This is a genomic window from Croceicoccus sp. Ery15, from assembly GCF_020985305.1.
In the GTDB taxonomy this organism is placed as follows: domain Bacteria; phylum Pseudomonadota; class Alphaproteobacteria; order Sphingomonadales; family Sphingomonadaceae; genus Croceicoccus.
The window spans coordinates 2,388,011-2,408,754 of the sequence record NZ_CP087588.1; the positions used below are offsets into that span (position 1 = coordinate 2,388,011).

27 protein-coding genes and 1 tRNA gene are annotated in these 20,744 nt (G+C 61.6%); 16 read left to right on the forward strand and 12 right to left on the reverse strand.

Annotated elements, in window-relative coordinates; all coding sequences use genetic code 11:
* Positions 1-32 precede the first annotated feature (32 nt).
* The gene (gene queC, locus LOZ77_RS11630) at positions 33-731 is read left to right on the forward strand and encodes a 7-cyano-7-deazaguanine synthase QueC (protein ID WP_230279249.1); all 699 of its coding nucleotides are present in this window, start codon (positions 33-35) and stop codon (positions 729-731) included.
* Between the two features lie 79 nt (positions 732-810).
* Here queC and LOZ77_RS11635 read toward each other — a convergent pair whose 3' ends face one another.
* The 4 genes from LOZ77_RS11635 to LOZ77_RS11650 all read right to left on the reverse strand — a co-directional run bounded on the left by LOZ77_RS11635 (position 811) and on the right by LOZ77_RS11650 (position 3,443).
* A complete protein-coding gene (locus LOZ77_RS11635) occupies positions 811-1,875 on the reverse strand; it encodes an OmpA family protein (RefSeq protein ID WP_230279250.1) in 1,065 nt (354 codons plus the stop codon).
* A 237-nt stretch (positions 1,876-2,112) separates the two neighbouring features.
* Complete coding sequence (locus LOZ77_RS11640) at positions 2,113-2,484, reverse strand: DUF2793 domain-containing protein (protein WP_230279251.1); 372 nt, start codon at positions 2,482-2,484, stop codon at positions 2,113-2,115.
* Positions 2,477-2,968: a terminase large subunit domain-containing protein gene (locus tag LOZ77_RS11645; protein WP_370638002.1), complete on the reverse strand. Its 492-nt coding sequence runs from the start codon at positions 2,966-2,968 to the stop codon at positions 2,477-2,479. Before LOZ77_RS11645 ends, LOZ77_RS11640 begins: the two co-directional genes overlap by 8 nt.
* 13 nt (positions 2,969-2,981) lie before the next feature.
* The gene (locus LOZ77_RS11650; protein WP_230279252.1) at positions 2,982-3,443 is read right to left on the reverse strand and encodes a hypothetical protein; all 462 of its coding nucleotides are present in this window, start codon (positions 3,441-3,443) and stop codon (positions 2,982-2,984) included.
* A 242-nt stretch (positions 3,444-3,685) separates the two neighbouring features.
* Here LOZ77_RS11650 and LOZ77_RS11655 point away from each other — a divergent pair, with 242 nt between their 5' ends.
* Positions 3,686-4,324, forward strand: coding sequence for a YqaA family protein (locus LOZ77_RS11655; RefSeq protein WP_230281857.1), 639 nt, complete (start codon positions 3,686-3,688; stop codon positions 4,322-4,324).
* 45 nt (positions 4,325-4,369) lie between these two features.
* On the opposite strand, the gene LOZ77_RS11660 is transcribed toward LOZ77_RS11655, so the two are convergent.
* From LOZ77_RS11660 to LOZ77_RS11670, 3 genes are all read right to left on the reverse strand, one after another.
* Positions 4,370-5,638 (reverse strand): aminotransferase class I/II-fold pyridoxal phosphate-dependent enzyme, encoded by a 1,269-nt coding sequence (locus tag LOZ77_RS11660; RefSeq protein ID WP_230279253.1) that lies wholly within the window; start codon positions 5,636-5,638, stop codon positions 4,370-4,372.
* 5 nt (positions 5,639-5,643) lie between these two features.
* On the reverse strand, positions 5,644-5,883 hold the full coding sequence (locus LOZ77_RS11665; protein ID WP_230279254.1) for an acyl carrier protein: 240 nt from the start codon (positions 5,881-5,883) through the stop codon (positions 5,644-5,646).
* 125 nt (positions 5,884-6,008) lie between these two features.
* Positions 6,009-6,389 (reverse strand): response regulator, encoded by a 381-nt coding sequence (locus LOZ77_RS11670; RefSeq protein ID WP_230279255.1) that lies wholly within the window; start codon positions 6,387-6,389, stop codon positions 6,009-6,011.
* A 46-nt stretch (positions 6,390-6,435) separates the two neighbouring features.
* Here LOZ77_RS11670 and LOZ77_RS11675 point away from each other — a divergent pair, with 46 nt between their 5' ends.
* The 5 genes from LOZ77_RS11675 to LOZ77_RS11695 are packed head-to-tail and all read left to right on the forward strand — an operon-like array spanning position 6,436 to position 9,834.
* Positions 6,436-6,753, forward strand: a complete 318-nt coding sequence (locus LOZ77_RS11675; RefSeq protein WP_230279256.1) for a DUF3572 domain-containing protein — start codon at positions 6,436-6,438, stop codon at positions 6,751-6,753.
* 10 nt (positions 6,754-6,763) lie between these two features.
* Entirely contained in the window at positions 6,764-7,417 is a 654-nt protein-coding gene (locus tag LOZ77_RS11680; RefSeq protein ID WP_230279257.1) for an HAD family hydrolase, read from the forward strand.
* Positions 7,414-7,884 (forward strand): RidA family protein, encoded by a 471-nt coding sequence (locus tag LOZ77_RS11685; RefSeq protein WP_230279258.1) that lies wholly within the window; start codon positions 7,414-7,416, stop codon positions 7,882-7,884. The genes LOZ77_RS11680 and LOZ77_RS11685 overlap by 4 nt, the downstream gene beginning before the upstream one ends.
* Before the next feature lie 18 nt (positions 7,885-7,902).
* Positions 7,903-8,658, forward strand: a complete 756-nt coding sequence (locus LOZ77_RS11690; RefSeq protein ID WP_230279259.1) for a glycerophosphodiester phosphodiesterase family protein — start codon at positions 7,903-7,905, stop codon at positions 8,656-8,658.
* A gap of 39 nt (positions 8,659-8,697) precedes the next feature.
* Positions 8,698-9,834, forward strand: a complete 1,137-nt coding sequence (locus tag LOZ77_RS11695) for a GNAT family N-acetyltransferase (RefSeq protein ID WP_230281858.1) — start codon at positions 8,698-8,700, stop codon at positions 9,832-9,834.
* 10 nt (positions 9,835-9,844) lie between these two features.
* Here LOZ77_RS11695 and LOZ77_RS11700 read toward each other — a convergent pair whose 3' ends face one another.
* Positions 9,845-10,138, reverse strand: a complete 294-nt coding sequence (locus LOZ77_RS11700; RefSeq protein ID WP_230281859.1) for a hypothetical protein — start codon at positions 10,136-10,138, stop codon at positions 9,845-9,847.
* 315 nt (positions 10,139-10,453) lie between these two features.
* On the opposite strand from LOZ77_RS11700, the gene dksA reads away from it, so the two are divergent.
* The 4 genes from dksA (at position 10,454) to LOZ77_RS11720 (ending at position 13,452) form a co-directional block, all read left to right on the forward strand.
* Positions 10,454-10,924 carry an RNA polymerase-binding protein DksA gene (gene dksA, locus LOZ77_RS11705; RefSeq protein WP_370638003.1) on the forward strand — a complete coding sequence of 157 codons (471 nt, stop codon included), beginning with the start codon at positions 10,454-10,456 and terminating at the stop codon, positions 10,922-10,924.
* Between the two features lie 194 nt (positions 10,925-11,118).
* Positions 11,119-11,481, forward strand: coding sequence for a PilZ domain-containing protein (locus tag LOZ77_RS11710; protein ID WP_230279260.1), 363 nt, complete (start codon positions 11,119-11,121; stop codon positions 11,479-11,481).
* A 103-nt stretch (positions 11,482-11,584) separates the two neighbouring features.
* Positions 11,585-13,006 carry an ABC transporter substrate-binding protein gene (locus LOZ77_RS11715; protein ID WP_230279261.1) on the forward strand — a complete coding sequence of 474 codons (1,422 nt, stop codon included), beginning with the start codon at positions 11,585-11,587 and terminating at the stop codon, positions 13,004-13,006.
* Between the two features lie 50 nt (positions 13,007-13,056).
* Positions 13,057-13,452 (forward strand): DUF4112 domain-containing protein, encoded by a 396-nt coding sequence (locus tag LOZ77_RS11720; RefSeq protein WP_230281861.1) that lies wholly within the window; start codon positions 13,057-13,059, stop codon positions 13,450-13,452.
* A gap of 9 nt (positions 13,453-13,461) precedes the next feature.
* On the opposite strand, the gene LOZ77_RS11725 is transcribed toward LOZ77_RS11720, so the two are convergent.
* Complete coding sequence (locus LOZ77_RS11725; RefSeq protein WP_230279262.1) at positions 13,462-13,629, reverse strand: DUF1674 domain-containing protein; 168 nt, start codon at positions 13,627-13,629, stop codon at positions 13,462-13,464.
* A gap of 76 nt (positions 13,630-13,705) precedes the next feature.
* On the opposite strand from LOZ77_RS11725, the gene LOZ77_RS11730 reads away from it, so the two are divergent.
* Positions 13,706-14,962: an RsmB/NOP family class I SAM-dependent RNA methyltransferase gene (locus LOZ77_RS11730; protein WP_230279263.1), complete on the forward strand. Its 1,257-nt coding sequence runs from the start codon at positions 13,706-13,708 to the stop codon at positions 14,960-14,962.
* Between the two features lie 18 nt (positions 14,963-14,980).
* Here the strand turns inward: LOZ77_RS11730 and msrA are convergent, their stop codons facing one another.
* Complete coding sequence (msrA, locus tag LOZ77_RS11735; protein ID WP_230279264.1) at positions 14,981-15,523, reverse strand: peptide-methionine (S)-S-oxide reductase MsrA; 543 nt, start codon at positions 15,521-15,523, stop codon at positions 14,981-14,983.
* A gap of 101 nt (positions 15,524-15,624) precedes the next feature.
* On the opposite strand from msrA, the gene aguB reads away from it, so the two are divergent.
* From aguB to LOZ77_RS11750, 3 genes are all read left to right on the forward strand, one after another.
* Positions 15,625-16,479 (forward strand): N-carbamoylputrescine amidase, encoded by an 855-nt coding sequence (gene aguB / locus LOZ77_RS11740; protein WP_230279265.1) that lies wholly within the window; start codon positions 15,625-15,627, stop codon positions 16,477-16,479.
* Between the two features lie 11 nt (positions 16,480-16,490).
* Positions 16,491-16,994, forward strand: coding sequence for a 2-amino-4-hydroxy-6-hydroxymethyldihydropteridine diphosphokinase (folK, locus tag LOZ77_RS11745; protein WP_230279266.1), 504 nt, complete (start codon positions 16,491-16,493; stop codon positions 16,992-16,994).
* 30 nt (positions 16,995-17,024) lie between these two features.
* A tRNA-Lys gene (locus LOZ77_RS11750) sits at positions 17,025-17,100 on the forward strand.
* A 7-nt stretch (positions 17,101-17,107) separates the two neighbouring features.
* Here the strand turns inward: LOZ77_RS11750 and fahA are convergent.
* Positions 17,108-18,427: a fumarylacetoacetase gene (gene fahA, locus LOZ77_RS11755; protein WP_230279267.1), complete on the reverse strand. Its 1,320-nt coding sequence runs from the start codon at positions 18,425-18,427 to the stop codon at positions 17,108-17,110.
* Between the two features lie 233 nt (positions 18,428-18,660).
* Here fahA and LOZ77_RS11760 point away from each other — a divergent pair, with 233 nt between their 5' ends.
* On the forward strand, positions 18,661-19,425 hold the full coding sequence (locus tag LOZ77_RS11760; RefSeq protein WP_230279268.1) for a Crp/Fnr family transcriptional regulator: 765 nt from the start codon (positions 18,661-18,663) through the stop codon (positions 19,423-19,425).
* Between the two features lie 11 nt (positions 19,426-19,436).
* On the opposite strand, the gene hmgA is transcribed toward LOZ77_RS11760, so the two are convergent.
* Entirely contained in the window at positions 19,437-20,744 is a 1,308-nt protein-coding gene (gene hmgA, locus LOZ77_RS11765; protein WP_230279269.1) for a homogentisate 1,2-dioxygenase, read from the reverse strand.

Here is a 20,744-nt window from a genome sequence, read left to right on the forward strand (position 1 = left end):
CGATGCTCTGATTGGCGATATAGCGCCGTTGCATGAGCAATAGCGAAACGATGCAGAAACCCGCCGTCGTACTTTTGTCCGGCGGCCTAGATTCGATGGTGACGGCGGGTATTGCCAAGGCCCAGGGTTATTCCGTCAACGCGCTGACTATCGACTATAACCAGCGTCATCGACGGGAATTGGAGAGCGCGACCGAGATTGCCCGCGAACTTGAAGTCGCGCGGCATCTGGTCTTGCCTCTCGATCTGCGAAAAATAGGTGGCTCTGCGTTAACGAGCGAAATCGACGTGCCAAAGGGCGGGGTGGGCAGTGATATTCCTGTTACCTATGTCCCCGCTCGCAATCTGGTCTTTCTGTCGCTCACGCTCGCATGGTGTGAAGCGATTGGGGCGCAGGATATTTTCATCGGCGTTAACGCGCTCGACTACTCCGGTTATCCGGATTGCCGGCCGGAATTTATCGCGTCGTTCGAAGAAACGGCAAAGCTGGCGACGAAGGCGGGAAGCGAGGGGGCGGATTTCACGATCCATGCACCCCTGCAATATCTATCCAAAGCCGAGATTGTCGACCGCGCCTATGAAATAGGCCTCGACCCTGCCATGAGCTGGTCTTGTTATGATCCTAGCGGCGATGGTCGCCCGTGCGGTCTGTGCGACAGCTGCCGATTGCGACAGCAAGGGTTTGCCCAAACCGGCAGAACGGACCCAGTCGATTATCGGGTCCGCATCTAGACCAATTCACACGTCAGCAGACAAAAAAGGGGCCGGTAGACACCGGCCCCTTTCGTTTGTCGATCTTGCGATCTCTGGCTTACATGCCCGAACCCGGACCGTAGGTGATTTCCACCCGGCGGTTCTGCAGTTCGCGGACACCGTCGGCGGTGGGAACGCGCGGGTTCTCTTCGCCGAAGCCTTCGGTGGTGATCGCCGTATCGGGGATGCTGCGTGCCGTGAGGTACGAGCGCACCGATTCCGCACGACGTTCCGACAGGCCCACGTTGTAGGTCTTCGAACCCGACGTATCGGTGTAACCGGCCACCATGATCGGCACCGAGTTGCAATCGGCATAGGAAGCGATGGCGCTGTCCAGAATGCTGGCTGCTTCGGGCGTGATTTCCGACGAATCCCAATCGAAGAACACGATATAGGGGCCAGTGTTGCACACCACTTCCGGAGCCGGCGGCGGCGGCGGCGGCGGGGGAGGCGGCGGCGGCGGCGGCGGGGGAGGCGGCGGGGGCGGAGCAGGCGACCAGAAATTATAGGTCAGCGAGCCCAGCAGCGAGTGCGAGCGGATGCTCGTCTCGATCGCTTCGCCGGTCGGCGCCACGAGGTCGATATTGTCATGGTTGAAGAAACGGTACTTCAGGCCGACGTCCCAGTTGTCCGACAGCGGAGCGCGGATACCCGCGATCGCCTGCCAGGCAAAGCCGGTGTCCGAATCGTCGATCAGCACAGGCTCTTCAAATTCGCTGCGAGCGACACCGGCACCGCCGCCGATGAAGCCCTGCAGGCCATCGTCGTCGCCAAAGTCGATCAGGCCGTTGACCATGAAGCTCAGCGTGTTGAACTCATGGTTCACTTCGCTGTCGTCATAGCTTTCGCCGAACAGCGTGATGCCGTCGTCGCCGGCGCCCTTGTAGGCCGCTTCGGTTTCGAGGCGGAAGCCGCCGAAATCATAACCGGCCACGACATCGAAGTCGTAACCATAATCCCAGTCGAAGGTTGCCTGATTGTCGACGCCATCAACGTCAACATCAGAATCCTCGACAAGCATAGCACCGCCATCGACACCAATGTACCAGGTGTCGTCGCGAGCAAGCGCTGGCGAAGCTATGGCCGTAGAGGCCAGAGCAAGGCCGATAATCGCTTTACGCATCAGCGTTTCCCCTTATTTTCCATCTTGTTGATTGAAGCCACGGAGGCGAGTTCTATCCGTAGTTGATTTTGCGCGCAAGCTTGGTGAAACGAAGCATTGTTGCATTCGCGCATCACTTATCTTGCTCGACATGGACCTTCCGCTGATAGTTTACCCTCACGTTATGGCGGCAATCGCTGTGGACGAAAAAGGTTCCCGTTAGGTTACACAAAAAAAGACAATGCCTTGCGCGTCAAATCAGGATGACGGCAAATCGCCCGACTGACGCAGGCATGCAAGGATGGCGGCGATTGTTGCGCGTGCCTCGGTATCGATCGTGGTTCCACCTTCGGGATTGGCGATCAGCGCGGGTAAGGACCAATCATCGCCGAACCGGCGCTTGGCAGATGCATTTGCGTCGAAAACGCACATCCCATTGATTGGGTTTACAAAAATCCATTGCCCCTGTTGCCAGGATGCCAAACATGCCTCACGACCTTCGAACAATCCGGTTGCCGGCGATGCGACAATATAGGTGGCGCCGGCTGCCGGCTCGGTCGGCGGTGCGGTTGCTTCGCCTTCGACGACAGGCTGCAAGAGGATGTCGGTGAGAGCGAACGCTTCATTCACAAAAAGCTCCTTCTGGGCTTGCGCGACACGCATGGCTGTGCTGCGGCCCGCGCAGGCTCTCCGGCTCTGCTGCAGAATAGAGGTAGGCCTTTGCGCCATTGGGCCAGACGATGCGCCGCAGCGAAGGTTCGAACACCGGGCGGCGAAAATGGGGCGACACGGCCAATAGCCCGCTTTCTCCTTCCACCATCACCGCCCGGGCTTCGGCCAGCGAGGCTCCGATCATTGCAATGCGTGCATCGGGATTCTGGCGCGCGATGCGCCGCACCCATTCCGCGCCCGCACGCGTCTTGCCGAAACCGCGTCCCGCGCAGATCATCCATACCGACCAGTCGCTGTCTGGTGGCAGTTGTTCGTCGCGCGCCCAAAGCTCCCAATAATAACGCAATTCCTGCCGTTCAGCGGGTTGCAGCCGGTTCAATATGGGCAAGCGCTTCGCATGCGGCATGTCGGTCAGCCAGGCGAGGCGGTTCGGCTCATCCATGGTGCTGCCTCATTCAAGCACCGTCGTTGCCGTTCTTGGCTTGTCTTGCCTTTTCGGCCCGCTTCATCCGCTCGCGCATGACGTCGAGCTTGCTGTTGATGCGATCGATCACTGCCTGTTCGTCCTCGGCGCTTTCCAGCGCCTTGCCGCGACCGAATGCGTCGCGGTGCGAAAGAAGCAGGCGTATGGCTTGGGCATTGTCGTATTTGCGGTCGCTCGAGGCATTTGCCGGTTCTCCCTCGCGCAAACGGCAAAGCAGGGCGAGTTCGAGTGCTTCATACCCTTCGCAAAGCGCTTGCTGCCATGCAGCGGCAAAGGCGGGTTCCTTGCGGCGGGTTTTATAGGCTGTGCTGACGTCGATCCGCCCCGCCTTTGCGGCCGCGGTGACATTCGAGCTTTGCGCCAACTGTTCCAGAAAGCGTTCACGCCAGTTGCGCAGACGGCGCACGCGTTTTGTTGGCCGAGCATCGGTCATGACCGGCTCCCGTCACTATGGGTGGTTCGGGCGGACCATTGGCCCGCATATCGGTGGATGAACCGCGAGAAGCGTCGGCGGAGGTTCCCGGCGACTCGCTTTATCGCGATGTTCCGTTTCTCTAACCAAAGAGCGTGACGATGTCAATACAAAAGTGCCAAATAGGTTATTTTATCTTTTGGCTGGCCTTGGCTCATCACCCTGCTAAACGCCAGAAAGCACAGGGTTCACGGGGTCTCGGCATGCGGTGGCTACGCAATCTCTACGATTGGACGATTGAAAAGGCGCAGCATCGCCATGCGCAGGGGTGGCTGGCGTTCTTCGCGTTCGTCGAGTCGAGCTTTTTTCCGATCCCGCCTCATCCGCTACTGGGGCTGATGTGCCTGGCAAATCCGCGTCGCGCGATTCGCTATGCGCTGATCTGCACGATCTTCTCGGTCATCGGCGGGCTGTTCGGCTATGCAATCGGCTACTTCCTCTACGAGGCGATCGGCAAGGCGCTGATTTCAGCACTTGGACTAAGCGAGAGCTTTCCCGTCGCGGCGTGCTATCTGCGCGACAAGGACTGGGAAGCGATCGTAATCGCGGGTGCAACGCCGGTTCCGTTCAAGCTGCTGACGATCACATCCGGCTTTATAGGAATGAATCTTGCCACCTTTACCCTTGCCGCTATCGCGGGGCGCGGCTTCATCTTCATGACGGTTGGCGTGCTGTTCCGCCTGTTCGGCGCGCCGATCAAGGCGTTTATCGACCGTTATCTGGGTATGTTGACCACGGCCTTCGTCGTACTGCTGGTCGGCGGTTTTGTCGTGCTGTCCTATGTCGGCACGTCCGAAGGCGATGCGGCAAAGGACCAGTGCCAAGTGGCCACTGCGGTCTGACCGAAGACGCAGCGGGTTGCCCAGGCACCCCGCTGCCCATCGTAATCAGATAATGCCGGTCTTTTTACCCGCAGCCTCGAACATGCCGAGAATCTGGCCTACCTGCTCCTCGCTATGTTCTGCACACAGGGAGCAACGCAGCAACGTCATATTCGCAGGTGTTGCGGGCGGGCGCGCCAGATTGACGTAGAGCCCTTCCTTCAACAGCGCTTCCCACATGGCTGCCCCGCGTTCCAGATCGGGCATGATCACCGCGATGATCGCGCTTTGCGGTTCGTCGGTACCAAGCTGAAAGCCAAGATCCTTCAAACCGGCATGCAGGCGTTTGGAATTGTCCCAAAGATGCTGGCGCTTGTCGCCCGCATCCATCAGCTTGCGGATCGACGTTGCCGCCGTCGCAACCACGCTGGGCGGAAGCGATGCGGTGAACACATAGGGGCGGCAGACAAGGCGCATAATCTCGAACTTGGGGTGGTTCGATACGCAGAAACCGCCGACGGTTCCGACCGATTTGGAAAACGTGCCGATCACAAAGTCGACATCGTCCAGTACGCCCTGATCCTCGGCCACGCCGCGACCGTTGGGTCCGATGAAGCCCATCGAATGCGCTTCGTCCACCAGCACCATCGCGCCGTATTTCTTGGCGATGGCGATCATCTCTTTCAGCGGGGCGATATCGCCTAGCATCGAATAGACGCCTTCCAGAACGACCAGCTTACCCGCACCTTCTGGGATGCGGCGCAGGCGCTTTTCCATGGCGTCCAGATCGTTGTGCTTGAACGGCACCACCTCGGCATTGCCCATCGCGCAGCCGTCCCAGATGGAAGCATGGCTGTCGATGTCGAGGACGATGTAGTCGCCCTTGCCCGCGATGGTGGAAATGATACCCAGATTGGCCTGATATCCGGTCGAGAATACCATGGCATGATCCATGCCATAGAATTCGCATAGCGCGGCCTCGCACTCCTTGTGGCCGACATAGGTGCCGTTCAGCACGCGGCTGCCGGTGGTGCCCGAACCGAAATCGGCCAGAGCCTGCTGACCCGCCGCGATGACGTCGGGGTCAAAGGTCATGCCCATGTAATTATAGGTGCCGAGCAGGATCGTCTCGCGCCCGTTGCACATGGCTGTCACGGGCGAGAGCACTTGCTCCATCACCAGATTGAACGGGTCTTCCAGACCTGAATCGAGCAGATCGGCCCGCTGTTTGATCAGCGGATCGAACTTCGAGAACAGATCCTGCGCCGCGCCCGAATTATGCCCCGCCTCGGGCAGGGGAGCGGGCTTGTCCGGCTGGCTGATAGCTTCGCTCATCGACTTTACCCGCGCAGCCTGGTCACGGCGTCGATCAGCTGGCCATAGGTTTCGATCTCGGCCTGCTGGTTCATGCTGATGATGATGTCGAACTCGTCCTCGATCGCGGCGACGAAATCCATCACCGTCAGGCTGTCCCACTCAAGGTCGCCCGCAAAAGTCGTGTCGCCGGTAATGGCGACTTCCTTCTTGTTGAAGGGTTCGATCAGGCTGTCGATGCGGGTCTTGGTATCTTCGCGGTCCATGGTCCTGCCAATCGGATAGATGTTGCCCCGTGGCAAAGACGCGCAAAGCCCGCGTGTCAAGCCGAAGCCATCGTAGCATCCTGTAACAGGAGCCGCGAAACCGTTGAATTGACGGGCTTTGGCAGTCAGGCCGCGGCGCGATTGTCCACCAGCGAATTCACCGCGCTCATAAAGCTGGTGATCGAAACGGGCTTGGACAGATATCCGTGTGCGCCCGCCGAACGGATCCGTTCTTCATCGCCCTTGCCTGCATAGGCCGTCACCGCCAGCACCGGAATCGCCGCGAGCCGGTCGTCCAGCTTCAGCGATTCGATCAGTGCGATGCCCGAAATATTGGGCAGCTGGATGTCCATGATGATCAGGTTGGGCTGGAACGCGATCGCCTGCTCGATGGCGGCAAGGCCATCGGCCACGGGCTCCACCGTGAAACCATGCGCCTTGAGAAGGTCGCAAAAAAGCTTTCTGTTGAGATCGTTGTCTTCAACGACCAGAACCCGTACTGCCACGACTAACCCCCTGCGGAGCACCGTTTATCCCGTAATCCGCAGGTCGATGTGTAAAAGCAGCAGGTGGCGTTTGACAATCCCGTTAACAGATTCGGCCGGACCCGACGCGACGACTGTGGCGTTGATGGCACTTTCATGGGTGTTGCAGGACGAGCACAGGGCGCAGCGTTTGCTGGCTTTGACAGGGCTGGAGCCGGATCATCTCCGCCATGCGCTGGGCGAACCCGCAGTTCTCGCCTCGATCCTCGATTTCCTCGCGAATCACGAGAATGATCTGATGGCGGCCAGTCATGCGCTCGACCTGTCACCCGAAACCATCGTCGCGGCACGCAATACGCTGGCCCCGCCGCCTGCAGAGATGTAGAGGCGCTGCCATGTCGAATCCGAACAGAATGCAACCGCTCGTCATCACCGATTGCGACGAAGTCCTGCTGCGCATGGTTTATCACTTCCGCGCTTGGCTTCGTGATCATCATGAAATTACGATGACCGTCAGCAGCAATTTTAGCGGCGCCCTCAGGCACAGCGATGGTCGCGTACTGGAGCAGGCTGAGGTCTGGCGGCTCCTCGGCGGATTTTTCGACAGCGAAATGCACCGGCAAGACGAGGTTCCAGGTGCAATCGATGCGATCCGAACGCTGAATAGTCATGCTGAAGTCGTTGTGCTGACCAATCTCAATGACGAGCGCCGTGAGGACCGAATTCATCAATTGGCGACATTCGGCATCGACCTACCCGTCTATACCAATCAGGGGCCCAAGGGGCCGGCTCTCGCCCGCATTGTGGAAGAGCGCGGTTATGATGCGCAGGGCAGGCTTCGCCCGGTTTTCTTTATCGACGATCTGGCCGTGCACCACGGTTCGGTTGCCGAAACCGTGCCGCATGTAACCCGTCTGCATTTCGTGGGCGAGCCCGAGGTGGCACCCCACACCGATTGCGCCTTTACCGCGGGCCATGCCCATGCGCGCATCGATAACTGGCAGCAGGCGCTACCGTGGCTGCTGGACCGCATCAAGGAGCAAGCATGACCGTCAAGAGCATTGCAAAACGCCTGTCCGAAATGGGCATCACCCTGCCGGAACCGGCGGCGCCGGTGGCCAGCTATGTCGCCACGGTCGAACATGGCGGATTGCTGCATATTTCGGGTCAGCTTCCCTTTATCGACGGAGAAATCGTCAAGGGCCGGCTTGGCGAAAGCGTGACGCTGGACGACGGCATCGCGGCTGCGCGTGCCTGCGGTATCATGATCCTTGCGCAGGCGAATGCCGCACTCGGCAGCCTCGAAAGGGTGGAGCGCGTGGTCAAGCTGGGCGGATTCGTCAATTCGACCGGCGACTTTACCGACCAGCCCAAGGTGGTGAACGGCGCATCAGACCTGATGATGGCGGTTTTCGGCGATATCGGGCGTCATGCCCGCAGCGCGGTCGGTGTGCCCATCCTGCCGCTGGGCGCTGCGGTCGAGGTGGATGCGATCCTCGCCATACGGCCCGCCTGAACAATGGAAGCCTGATCCATGGGGGCAGGCGCTCCCGTCTCGAACCGTCCCGACTGGCTGACCGGCTGGTCCTATGCCCATCGCGGTCTGCATGGCGCGATGGGCGCGCTCGAAAATTCGCTGCCCGCCTTTCGGGCGGCGATCGCGGCGGGCCATGGCATCGAATGCGATGTGCAGCAAAGCCGTGACGGGCGGGCAATGGTGTTCCATGACTGGACGCTGGACCGGTTGACTGGCGAGACCGGTGCGCTGCGCGACCGCGATGCGGATGATTTGCAGCACATCGGGCTGCTCCGGTCGAGCGGGACGATTCCCACGCTCGATATACTGCTGCGGCTGGTGGCGGGGCGGGTGCCGCTATTGGTCGAGCTGAAATCGCGCCGCGATGTCGACTGGCGGCCGCTGGTTCGGGCTACGCAGCGGGCCCTGGCGCCCTATCGCGGGCCTGCCGCGATGATGAGCTTCGACCCGCGGATCGTGCAGTATCTGCTCCGTCACCGCACGCGGTTCCCCGTCGGCATGGTGATCGGACGCAGGGAATGGCGGCACAGCGGCGGCACCGGCGGTTTTGCGACATGGCGGGGGCTTGCGATCCGGCGGATCGATCCCGATTTCATCGCTTGTGACATTGCCGACCTGCCCGATCCTGACATCACCCGCCTCCGCGCGCAGGGCCTGCCCGTGCTGAGCTGGACGATCCGCAATCCAAAGCTGGCCGCGCGCGCCGCGATCCATGTCGACGCCCCGATTGCCGAGGGTGACGGCCTGATATGAGCCAAAGTGTATGAGTTTGTGTTCGCCGAGCGTGCGTCGATGAGCGGAGGAGAGCTGGCCATTCGCCTTGCCGGTTCGGTCGGCGCGATCGCGCCGCAGGACTGGGACGCGCTGGACCCGAGCGGCAACCCTTTTATCAGCCACCGCTTCCTTTCGATCATGGAAGAGTCGGGCAGCGTCGGCCCCGGTACCGGATGGGCGCCCGCTCCGCTGGTGCTGGGCGATGGGATCGCGCCGCCGCGCGCCGCGCTGCCCGCCTATCTCAAATCGCATAGCCAGGGCGAATATGTGTTCGACCACGGCTGGGCCGACGCGTGGGAGCGGGCAGGGGGCGGCTATTACCCCAAGCTGCAGATTTCGGCTCCGTTCACGCCCGCCACCGGCCCGCGCGTTCTGGGGCTGGAGGAGGACGATGCCCGCATCATGCTGCGCGGCGCCGAAGCGCTGGTGGTGAACGAGGATTTGTCCTCTGCCCATGCAACCTTCATCGCGCCCGAACAGCTCCATTTGTTTCAGGATGCAGGCTGGCTGATCCGGCAGGATATCCAGTTCCACTGGACCAATCACGATTTCGCGGATTTCGACGAATTTCTCGCCACGCTTGCCTCGCGCAAGAGAAAGGCGATCCGCAAGGAACGCACCCGCGCGGTTGAGGGATTGCGGATCGAACATCTGACGGGCGATGCGCTGAGGCCCAAACACTGGGATGCATTCTGGCTGTTCTATCAGGACACTGGCGCACGCAAATGGGGCCACCCCTATCTGACGCGGGAGGCTTTCGACCTGTTTGGAACGCAGATGAAGAACGATGTGGTCCTGATCCTTGCCTATGAAGATGACATGCCCGTCGCGGGAGCGCTGAATTTTGCGGGGCCCGACGCTTTATACGGCCGCTATTGGGGCACGCTTGTCGACAGGCCATTCCTGCACTTCGAATTGTGTTATTATCAGGCCATCGACGCCGCCATCGCCCGCGGGTTGAAGCGGGTGGAGGCAGGCGCGCAAGGGTCGCACAAGCTGGCGCGCGGATACGAGCCGGTCGCGACTTTTTCGGCGCATTACATCCCGCACGAGGGCTTTCGCCAGGCGGTTGCCGATTATCTGCGACAAGAACGTGCCGGCATCAGCGCGCAGCAGAATGCGCTTCAATCGTTCACCCCGTTCCGTCGGGGCTGAAACCGCCCGTTCAGGCGTTCAGCGCGCGGCGCTCCATCAACCATGCGCGGGCACGACGCTGCGCCTCGGCGATTTCGCGTGCGGTCATTTCCTCAGCAATCTCGCAGCGGCAATGCGGCGCGTCCTCGTGCCCCTTGGCGGCGGCGAGATTGAACCATTTATGCGCTTCGACCATGTCGCAGGCCACGCCATGGCCGCCGGTGGAAAAGGCGCAGCCCAGTTCGAACAGAGCATGATCGTCGCCCGCGTCTGCCAGCGCGCGATAGATGTCGAGATAATCGGATGCGCCCGATTTGGCAGCCATGTACGGCGTCGCGCCTTCGAAACTCTGGCGGTCGAGATAACCCATTGTTGAAACCCCCTGAACCTGCGCCATCCCCCTTTGGCGGCGCGGACCCAGTGTCGCGCAAGATGGTCAACAAGCCGTTAACGATGTTTCGACGCGCAAACGGGGCTGTTTGCCGCCAATCGGCGCGCCGTTCGGAAAAGCTTAATCTGTGCACGAATATGGACGATCCGAATTGTGCGCTTGTGCCCGCATAGCCGGATAACTATAGGGCCGCGCATCGGGGTTTCACATTTGCCGTTCGAAGGGACGGGGCGGCATCTGGAGGTGTGGATGGCAACGAGCATGAGCCTGGCGAGCGGTAGCGAGATCGACGATCTGGCAGCGGCCCGGAAAGCGCTTGCGGGCGAATATCTGCCCAGCGCAGACGAACCTTATATGAATGCACAGCAGCAGGAATTTTTTCGCCGTCTGCTGACCGAATGGAAACAGTCGATCTTGGATGTATCGGCCGGCACGCTGCAGAATCTGCAGGAAGGGCCGATTCGCGAGCCCGATCTGAACGATCGCGCGTCGAGCGAGACCGACTGGGGCATCGAACTGCGGACTCGCGACCGGCAGCGCAAGCTGATCGCCAAGATCGATTCCGCCCTGCGCCGGATCGACGAGGGCGAGTACGGCTATTGCGAAGTTACGGGGGAGCCGATTGGTCTTGGCCGATTGATCGCCCGGCCGATTGCGACCATGACTGTCGAAGCGCAGGAAGCGCACGAGCGCCGCGAAAAAATCTCGCGCGACGACTGATCTGCGGTGAGACGTGGCTTAACGGGTATGGATTGAGCCATTATTGTCCCGATGCGGCACAGAACCGTGCCGTTGGGGATAGTCCGAATGCGCTTTAGACTTTCTTAGGCCTCTTTCTCTACTGATTGCATATCGGATTGGACAGATTTCGCTCTGTCCATGTTTTGGACCCGCAGTCCCCAGGGAAATGAGCGATGATCGACCGCCAGGACAACCGCAGGCACGGCCGCGACTCGCTCTTCCTTATGGCGGAGCTCAGGCTTGAACGCGACGGACCTCCATACGAAGTAAAGCTCCGTAATATTTCAGATTCCGGTGTCATGGCGGAAGGGTCGATGCGCGTTTCGCGAGGGACCAGAATCTTTCTCGACCTGCGTAATATCGGCATCGTGTCGGGCCATGTCGCATGGGCGGCGGGCGATCGTTGCGGCATTGCATTTGACGAATCGATTCGTTCGTCGTTGGTGCAATTTCCGGTGGGCGACATCGATCTGCCCGAAACGGACGAGCCCGAGAGCGAGGTCCAGCAGCATTCGGACCGAAACGGCGAAGGCTGACACTTACCGTTTCGAAATGGCTGACCGCGCGGCATCCGCTTGCTAAGACGAGCGAATGAGACGCCCTTTTTCCATTCGGATAGCTGCACTAGCCCTTTTGGCCATGGGCGTTTCCGGCTGTGGCCGTGATGGCGAGGCTCCTGTCGACGTGGTGCTGGTGGGAGACCGCGCCGCCGCCCTGTCGACCGACGGCAGCGGTGATGCGGCAGGGGCAGCGCTGGCGGCCGCCACGCGCGAGGGGCTGGTCGATTTCGATGCGGAAGGGCGCATCACCCCCGGCCTTGCCGAAAGCTGGATCGTCACCGACGACGGATTAAGCTATATATTCCGCCTGCGTGAAATGCGTGATGCCGACGGGGCGCCGATCAATGCCCGCATCATTCGGCGTATGCTGCTGGCCGCGATGGAGCAACAGGCGAAAACAGCGCTGGGCCTCGATTTGCGGGCGGTAGAGGCTGTCTACGCGCGTACCGGTCGTGTGATCGAGATCCGGTTGAAAACGCCTTTTCCCGAATTTCTGAACCTGCTGGCGGGACCGGAACTGTCGATGCAGATCGGACGGCGCAATCCGCATGTCCTTGTGCTCGACACCGACAGCAGCGGGGAACCTTTCCTGCTGGCGCCTGCGGGTCTGGAGCCTGCCGATAATCCCTATGCTGCGGTAGAGCCGCTGGAAATGCGTATCCTGCCGCCGCGCGAGGCAGTCGAATTCTTCCAGTCGGGGCGTGCCTCGGTGCTGCTTAATGGCAATGTCGATGGTTTGCCCTTTGTCCGCATGGGCGGATTGCTACGGGGAACCATCCGCCTCGATCCGGTATCGGGCCTGTTCGGGCTGGTCGTTACGCGGCGCGACAGCGGGTTCCTCAGCGATGCCGACAATCGCGAGGCGATTGCTATGGCGATCGACCGCGATGCGTTGATCGCGCCGTTCAACATCGGCGGCTGGGTGCCGACCACACGGCTTGTGCCTGCCGGTCTGCCGGATAGCGCCAGTGCGCCGCAGGAAAGATGGCAGGGCATGTCGGTTGCAGAGAGGCAAGAGGTTGCCCGCCGACGCGTATCGGGCTGGACCGCGCCGGGCGAGCAGATCCCCGGCCTTACCATCGCGTTGCCACCGGGGCGGGGCGGGGACTTGCTGTTCGCCCGCCTGCGCAATGATTTCGCTGCCATCGGACTGACCCTGATTCGCGCAGCCAATCCGGCCAAGGCAGACTTGCGCATGGTGGACGAAGTAGCCCATGTTCGCATGGCCCGCTGGTATCTCAACCGGTTCCATTGCGGCGTTTCGGGCGCGGCCTGCAGCGCTGAGGGCGACATCTTGGTCGAACAGGCGCTGGCCGAACCGGACCCGACTGTCCGCACGGCGCTCATGGCACAGGCTGAGGCGCTCATCGTGGCCGAAAACGGTTTCATCCCCTTTGGCACACCGATCCGTTTTTCGCTGGTGCGCGGTTCGGTCGAGGGGTTCGCCGTGAACGGGCTGGGTGTCCATCCCTTGTCGCAGCTGGCGCTGAACCCCACCTAGGGGGCATGAACGAAGAGGAAACCACCGCGCGCGCAACCCGGTTTCAACCGATGTTCGAGGCGCAATCGATCGGCATGGGTAATGACCCGGCCTCCGTCCGCCAGCGTGTCGAGATGCTGGAGCGCATGTTGGAACGCAGCTTTCGCATTCCCGGCATCAACTATCCGGTCGGGCTGGACGCGATCGCGGGCCTGATCCCCGTAGTCGGCGATCTGATTACTGCGGCGATGGGTGCCTATATCGTTTGGGAAGCCCGCAATCTGGGGATGCCCAAGTGGAAAATCTGGCACATGGGCGCCAATGTCGCCTTTGACACGGCAGTCGGTGCAGTGCCGCTGGTCGGCGATGCTTTCGATCTGTTGTTCCGGTCGAACACCAAGAACCTGAAGATCATCCGCAAGCACCTGGATAAACATCACCCAGAGACGCGGATCATCGAACAGTAAGCGTAAGTCCTAAAAGTCGATGGCAATGCCGTTTTTCTCCCAATCGCCATAGCGCGTGGGATCGGGCCGCTCTGCATCCTCGTGGCGCGAACCTTCGCCCGGTTTGGGCGCGGGATTGTCGGTCCAATGGGCAGGCTTCTTGAATTCGGCAGGCCGCTGTGTGGCACGTTTCGTCATGATGCGATGATGGGGTGGCTGGCGCTGAAACGCAAGCATCGCTAGGGCAGGCCGGTTCATCCATCAGGAGCCGTTCTTGCCCGATACCGCCGGATTGCCTGCCCGCAGGGCTGCCCTTCAAGTTCTCGACGCCGTTTTGCGGCGGGGCGAGACGATGGATATCGCGCTGCCACGCGCCGCTTCGCGCCTGCGCCCTGCCGATGCCGCGCTGGCCCGCGCGATCGCGGGCGAAACTCTGCGGTGGTTGCCGGATCTCGATGCGCTGATCGACAGTGCCACACGGCAGATACTGGCCGACGATGCCAAGGTTCGCACGGTCCTTCGGCTGATGCTGGCACAAGCATTGCGGCTGGATACGCCGCCGCATGCGGTGGTCTCGACGGGGCTGGAATTGCTGGCGGGAGGACCGCGCAGGCTGGCGCACGGCGTGTTTTCGACACTGACGAAGCGAGAGGCGCGTTTGCCCGAGTTGCCCTCGTTGCCCGATCCCGTTGCCGACAGGTGGGATTTGCAATGGCCCGACAGGATCGATGCGATCCGGCAGGGCCTCGTCGATTTGCCGCCGCTTGACATCATGCTTCGCGACCCGACGGGTGAAGCCGAATGGGCAGAGCGTCTGGGCGCGGTATCGCTGGGTTGCGGTCGGCTGCGCCTGCCGCGCGGCCGGGCTGTGGGCGAACTGGACGGTTTCGACGATGGCGCATGGTGGGTGCAGGATTTCGCCGCCACATTGCCTGCCGGCTTATTGGGTAAGGGCGATGGGCGGCGCGTCCTCGACCTGTGCGCCGCGCCTGGCGGCAAGAGCCTGCAACTTGCCGCTGCCGGTTGGGATGTGACCGCGCTCGACATTTCGAAACGCCGGCTGGAGAGGCTGCGCGAAAACCTCTCGCGGACCGGTTTGGGTGCACGAATTGTCACTGCCGATGCACTTAAATGGCAACCCGACGGCACGTTCGATGCCATCTTGCTGGACGCTCCGTGCAGTGCGACCGGCACTTGCCGTCGCCATCCCGATGTGTTGCATCGTTTTCTGCCATCGCGGCTGGACGAACTGACCGCGCTGCAACAGGCTCTTGCCGAACGGGCGGTGGACTGGCTGAAACCCGGCGGTACGCTGGTCTATGCGGTCTGCTCGCTGGAGCGAGAGGAAGGCGAGGATCGCGCCATCGCGCTGGCCGCTGACACTCGTTTGCAATCCGATCCGCTGCGGCCAGATGAATTGCCCGAAAACCTCGCACCCACGTCACAGGGCTGGCTCCGCACCGATCCCGGCCTGATGGCGGGGGCCGGCGGGATGGACGGGTTCTTCGCCGCGCGTTTCACGCGGCTATAGCGCGATACGGGCTGGCGTCTAATCGGTCGGCGTTTTCGACCTGTTGGCAAAACTCTTGCGCAATTTGGCCAGCTTGGGCGGAATGACCGCAAGGCAATAGGGATTGCGCTGTCCGTCGCCTTCCCAATATTCCTGATGGTAATCCTCGGCCACGTAGAATTCGGTCGGTTCCTCGATCGTGGTCACGACGGGCAGGTCGCGTTCGTCCTGCGCGCGGCGGATCGCAGCCTCGGCAGCGGTCTTCTGCGCTTCGTTCAGCGGAAAGATGGCCGAACGATACTGGGTGCCGACATCATTGCCCTGCCGGTTCAGCTGCGTCGGATCATGTGTGCCCATGAAAACGTCGAGGATATCGGCCAGTCCGATCACATCGGTGTCAAATGTCAGGCGCACAGCCTCTGCATGGCCGGTCTCGCCCGTGCAAACCTGCTTATAGGTCGGATTTTCGACATTTCCGCCGATATATCCGCTTTCAACCGCGGTTACGCCGATCACGTCCCGGAACACCGCCTCGGTGCACCAGAAGCAGCCGCCGGCCACGATTGCCTGTTCTTCGCTCATCGAAATCTCCTTGGCCCATCACATAGGAACGGCATCCGCCGCTTGCCAGTGCTGTTCTAACGCAGCTTGTCCTATCGGGCCGGGCACCATACTTGGGGCGCATGACAAAGATCACCGTCGCAGCCCTGCAATGCGCCCTCGGCTCGGATGACGAGCAGGCGAATATCGCCGCCATTTCCGCTCTGGTGGAAGAGGCCGCCGGAAAAGGCGCGCAAATCGTGTTGCCGCCCGAATTATTCTCGGGCCCCTATTTCTGCCGCGAAGAGGACGAGGCCCTGTTCGCGCTGGCGCGCCCCACTGCCGAGCACCCGTCGGTCACTGCAATGCAGGCCTTGGCGGCAAAGCTGAAGATCGCGATCCCGACCAGCTTTTTCGAACGTGACGGCCATCATTATTACAATACGCTCGCCATGATCGGCCCCGATGGCGACATCATGGGCACCTATCGCAAGACCCATATTCCCGACGGTCCGGGTTACGAGGAGAAGTATTATTTTCGCCCCGGCAATACCGGCTTCAAGGTGTGGGACGTGTTCGGCACGCGGATCGGCGTGGGGATCTGCTGGGACCAATGGTATCCCGAAACCGCGCGTGCCATGGCGCTGATGGGCGCGGAACTGCTGTTTTATCCTACTGCCATCGGCTCGGAGCCCTATGACGCCGATCTCGACACCAGCCGCATGTGGCGGCGGGCAATGATCGGTCATGCGGTATCGAACTGCATGCCGGTGATCGCATCGAACCGCATCGGCAGGGAAGGCGACTGCCAGACATTCTATGGCCACAGCTTCATCAGCGACGAATGGGGCGACTATGTGGAAGAGTTCGGGCGCGAGGAGACCGGCGTGCTGGTGGCGACGCTCGATCTGGCGCGCGCGGCAACGCATCGCGCGGGCATGGGCTTTTTCCGCGACCGGCGACCCCAGCTTTACGGGCGGCTGGCAGAGGATATCTGACGCAGCCCGTTATGGCAGGGGTACAGGGCCAGCTTTACCTGATCGGCATCGGGTCGAACATGCGCCACTGGCGTCTTGGTCCGCCATCCGCTGTCGTCCGCAAGGCGATGGCGGCGCTTGACGATGCATGCGAGGTGATCGCCGCCTCTGCAATCCTGCGGAGCGCGCCCGTCGGCCCTTCGGCGCGGGACTATGCCAATGCGGCCTGCGTCGTGCGCTGCGCGCTTTCTCCGCCCGCCATGCTCGACCTGCTGAATGGAATAGAGCATGGGTTCGGCAGACGCCGCAACGGTCAGCGCTGGCGGCAAAGGACGCTCGATCTGGATATTCTGTTGTGGAGCGGCGGTGCCTATGTCGATCGGCGGCTGATCGTTCCGCATCGGGAAATGCGCGGACGCAGCTTTGTGCTGGGGCCGGCGGCGCGGATTGCGGGCAATTGGCGCGATCCTTTTACCGGACTTTCTGTAAGACATATGCATGCACGCTTGACCAAGCGCCGCCCCCTGCCTAGGTGACCCCCCTGACCGCGCAACGCGTCGTGGATCGGGCCCTTAGCTCAGTCGGTAGAGCAACTGACTTTTAATCAGTAGGTCGCTGGTTCGAACCCAGCAGGGCTCACCATTTCCCGCTAAATGTCACCGGCACATTGTGCTGGTGTGATGGTGCCGCGGCATTCACCCAGACCGATCGTGGCAAAGCCTTCGCGGCTGGCGCTGGCGCGAAGGATCACCTCGTCGCCGTCTTCCAGAAACATGCGTGTTTCGCCGGTGGGTAGGGAAACCGGTCCTTTGCCGCCGCCGACCAGTTCCAGCAGGCTGCCGCAGCCGCTTGCGTCCGGGCCGGACAGGGTGCCCGTGCCCAACAGATCGCCGGGGCGCAGGTTGCAGCCGTTCGACGTATGATGCGCAATCATCTGCGCCGCAGTCCAATACATATGGCGCGCGTTCGACTGGGCAAGCCGGTACGGGGTCTGGCCCGCGACGCGCATGGCGGAGGTTCGGATCGACACTTCCAGATCGATGTCGAACGCGCCATGGGCCTGATCCTTGTCATCCCACAGATAGGGCAATGGATGCGGGTCGCCCGCAGGGCGCGGGGCTTGTGCAATGCGGAAGGGGGCCAGCGCCTCGGTCGAGACGATCCATGGCGACACGCTGGTCACAAAGCTTTTGGCCAGAAAAGGGCCGAGCGGCTGGTATTCCCACGTCTGCACATCGCGCGCGGACCAGTCGTTCAGCAGGCTGAATCCCGCAATCTGGCGCCCGGCCATACTGACGGGAACGCGATGTCCCTGTCGGTTGCCCTCGCCGATCCAGATACCCAGCTCAAGCTCGTAGTCGAGGCGTCGGCACGGGGCGAAAGCGGGTTCAACCGCGCCGTCCGCCAGAATCTGTCCGCACGGGCGCGCTACGGGCAAGTCGCTTACCTGCACGGAAGACGCGCGGCCGTGGTAACCGATGGGCACATGTTTATAGTTTGATAGCAATGGGTTATCGGGTCGGAACAGCCTGCCGACCGCCTCTGCATGGTGGATGCCGACATAGAAATCGGTGTAATCGCCAATCCGTGCAGGCAGGTGAAAGCGGCAATCGTCCATGGCGCAAAGCGTGGCACGCGCGGCGGCAGTGTCGTTCGCCGGACCGGACAGCCAGCCGGACAGTTCGCGTCGGAAGGCGCAGCGCGCCTCGGCTGGAAGTGCAAGGAAGGCGTTCAGCGCCTCGCCCTTTGCCGCGACTTTGGCGGCATCGGAAGCCAGGAAACCGGCCTCTGTCGCGGCACGGATGTCGACGATGTGATCGCCGATGGCGACACCCGCGCGGGGCTGATCGTCGATTAGGTTGGAGAAAATACAGAATGGCAGATTCTGCACCGGAAAATCGGGATGGCCATTGGCATCGCCGATCCAGCTGGTGCGCGCCGGATCATGGGTTTCGTCAAGCTCGGTCAATTGGGCGCTCCATGCCGGGGTAATTCATCATAAATCCTGCCGTTGAACCCGATGTCCAGACCAAGATTAATCTGCTTTGGATCAAAGTTCGATTTAAAGTGTCTTGCAAATCTAGAGTTTGGCCTGTTAAAAATATGTCGGGGTATCTATTAGAACAGCTACGGAATGATCATCAGCCCGATGGAAGAAATGGGGGGCGGTACTTGTCGGACGGCAGTGCCGACAGGTGGGTTATGAATGGGTCGCAAAGCGCCTTTTTCAGACAAGAGCGGGACTTCCGCACATCTGACGCCGATATTGCCACGGCCCTCGCCAATCTGGCGCGCAGGCTGGCTTTGTTCGGCGCCGAGCTTGATCTTTCCGTGTTGCATCCGGCGGTCGACCGCATCGGGGTGATCCAGCGCGACCAGCCGATCTGGGCCGACCGCAATCATAACGACCGCATCTTCGCGCTTGAAAGCGGCTTTGCCTTTGCGTTCAGCCTCTATCCGGACGGGCGCCGCCATATCGGCGATATTTTTGCACCCGGCGCGATCTGCAACTGGTCGAGCGTGTGGGGCGGCATGCTGGTCGAAAACGTCACCTTCAAAGCCCGCTCGCGCGTGATCGTCTTCGATCGAGAGCGATTGAGCGATATCGTGGCGGACAACCGCTCTTTGCGCGAAGCAATAGAGCGGCATGAGATGGCGCGCTGCCATCGCCGGCAACAGCGCTGCCGCGGGCTTATCTCGCTGCCGGCGACCGACCGGCTGGCGCTGGCGCTGCTCGACATTCAGGACGAGCTTGCGACCGGCGGAGAGGCCGAAGAGTGGATCGGCCTGCCGCTGACCTTGCGGGAACTGGGCGATTTTACCGGCCTGACCGATGTTCATGTGTCGCGCACGCTGAAAAAATTGCAGGACACCGGCTTTATCGAAAAGCGCGGCAAAAGGCTGCGATTGAATGCCCAGCCCAAGATGCGCGCGGCGCTGGACTACCAGCAGTTCTATCTGGGCTAAGGGCGCGGCATTCATTCCGTTGGCGGCAGCGTCGCCTTGGCGAAACCCGTCCAGCAATCGTCATAGGCAGGCTGCAATTCGGGCAGCGCCAGCGCGGCGGCTGTGGGCGCGATGACCCAGCGGCTTTCGAACATGAAGGCCAGCGTATCGTCCAGCTTCACAGGCGTCAGCCGGGCATCCATCGCCTTGGCCGTGCTGGCGGCATCGGGCCCGTGGCCATTCATCTGGTTGTGCAGGCTCGCCCCGCCGGGTTCGAAACCGCCGCCTTCCTTGGCATCGTACACACCGTGGATCAGGCCCATGAACTCGCTCATCACATTGCGGTGAAACCATGGCGGGCGGAACGTGTCCTCTGCGACCATCCAGCGCGGCGGAAAGATCACGAAGTCGCAATTGGCAGTACCCGGCGTTTCGGCCGGACTGGTCAGCACCGTAAAGATCGACGGATCGGGATGGTCGAAACTGACCGTGCCGATCGTGTTGAAGCGCGCCAGATCATAACGCAGCGGTACGCTGTTCCCGTGCCATGCCACCACGTCGAATGGCGAATGGCCAAGCGTGGTGTGCCACAAATGGCCCTGAAACTTCTGCACCAGCTCGTAATCGCCGTCGCTGTCTTCGAACCATGCCACGGGCGTTTCGAAATCGCGGGGATTGGCCAGCCCGTTGGATCCGATCGGTCCCAGATCGGGAAGCTGGAACGGCGCGCCGTAATTTTCCGCGACATAGCCGCGCGCGGGGCCGTCCAGCGCGACGGTGAAGCGCATGCCGCGCGGGATCAGCGCGATATGGCCGGGCCGCACATCCATGCGGCCAAGTTCGGTGGTAATCGCCAGCGTTCCCGTTTGCGGAACGATCAGCAGTTCGCCATCCGAAAACTGCACGGCGCGCCGCTCCATCGACCGGTTGGCGGCATAAAGATGCACGCCGATGCCCGCGCCCGTCGCCACATCGCCGTTCGCGCCATAGGTGACAAGTCCGTCGAGCCAGTCGGTCGGCTGCTCGGGCAAGGCCAATGCGCTCCAACGCAAGCGGTTTGGGTCGACCGGACCTGCTGCCAATGGAGCGCTGGCTAGGCGGGGCGCGGCCTGAAACGGGGTGAAGGGCGGATGGCTGGCGGCGGGACGCAAGCGATAGAGCCAGGACCGGCGGTTTTCGGCACGCGGCGCAGTGAAGGCCGTGGTCGAGAATTGCTCGGTATAAAGGCCAAAGGCAGGGCGCTGCGGGCTGTTGCGGCCAACGGGCAGCGCACCCTCCACCGCTTCGGTGGAGAAATGATTGCCAAAGCCGGTCTGGTAATCCCCGGTCCCGTTCGTCAT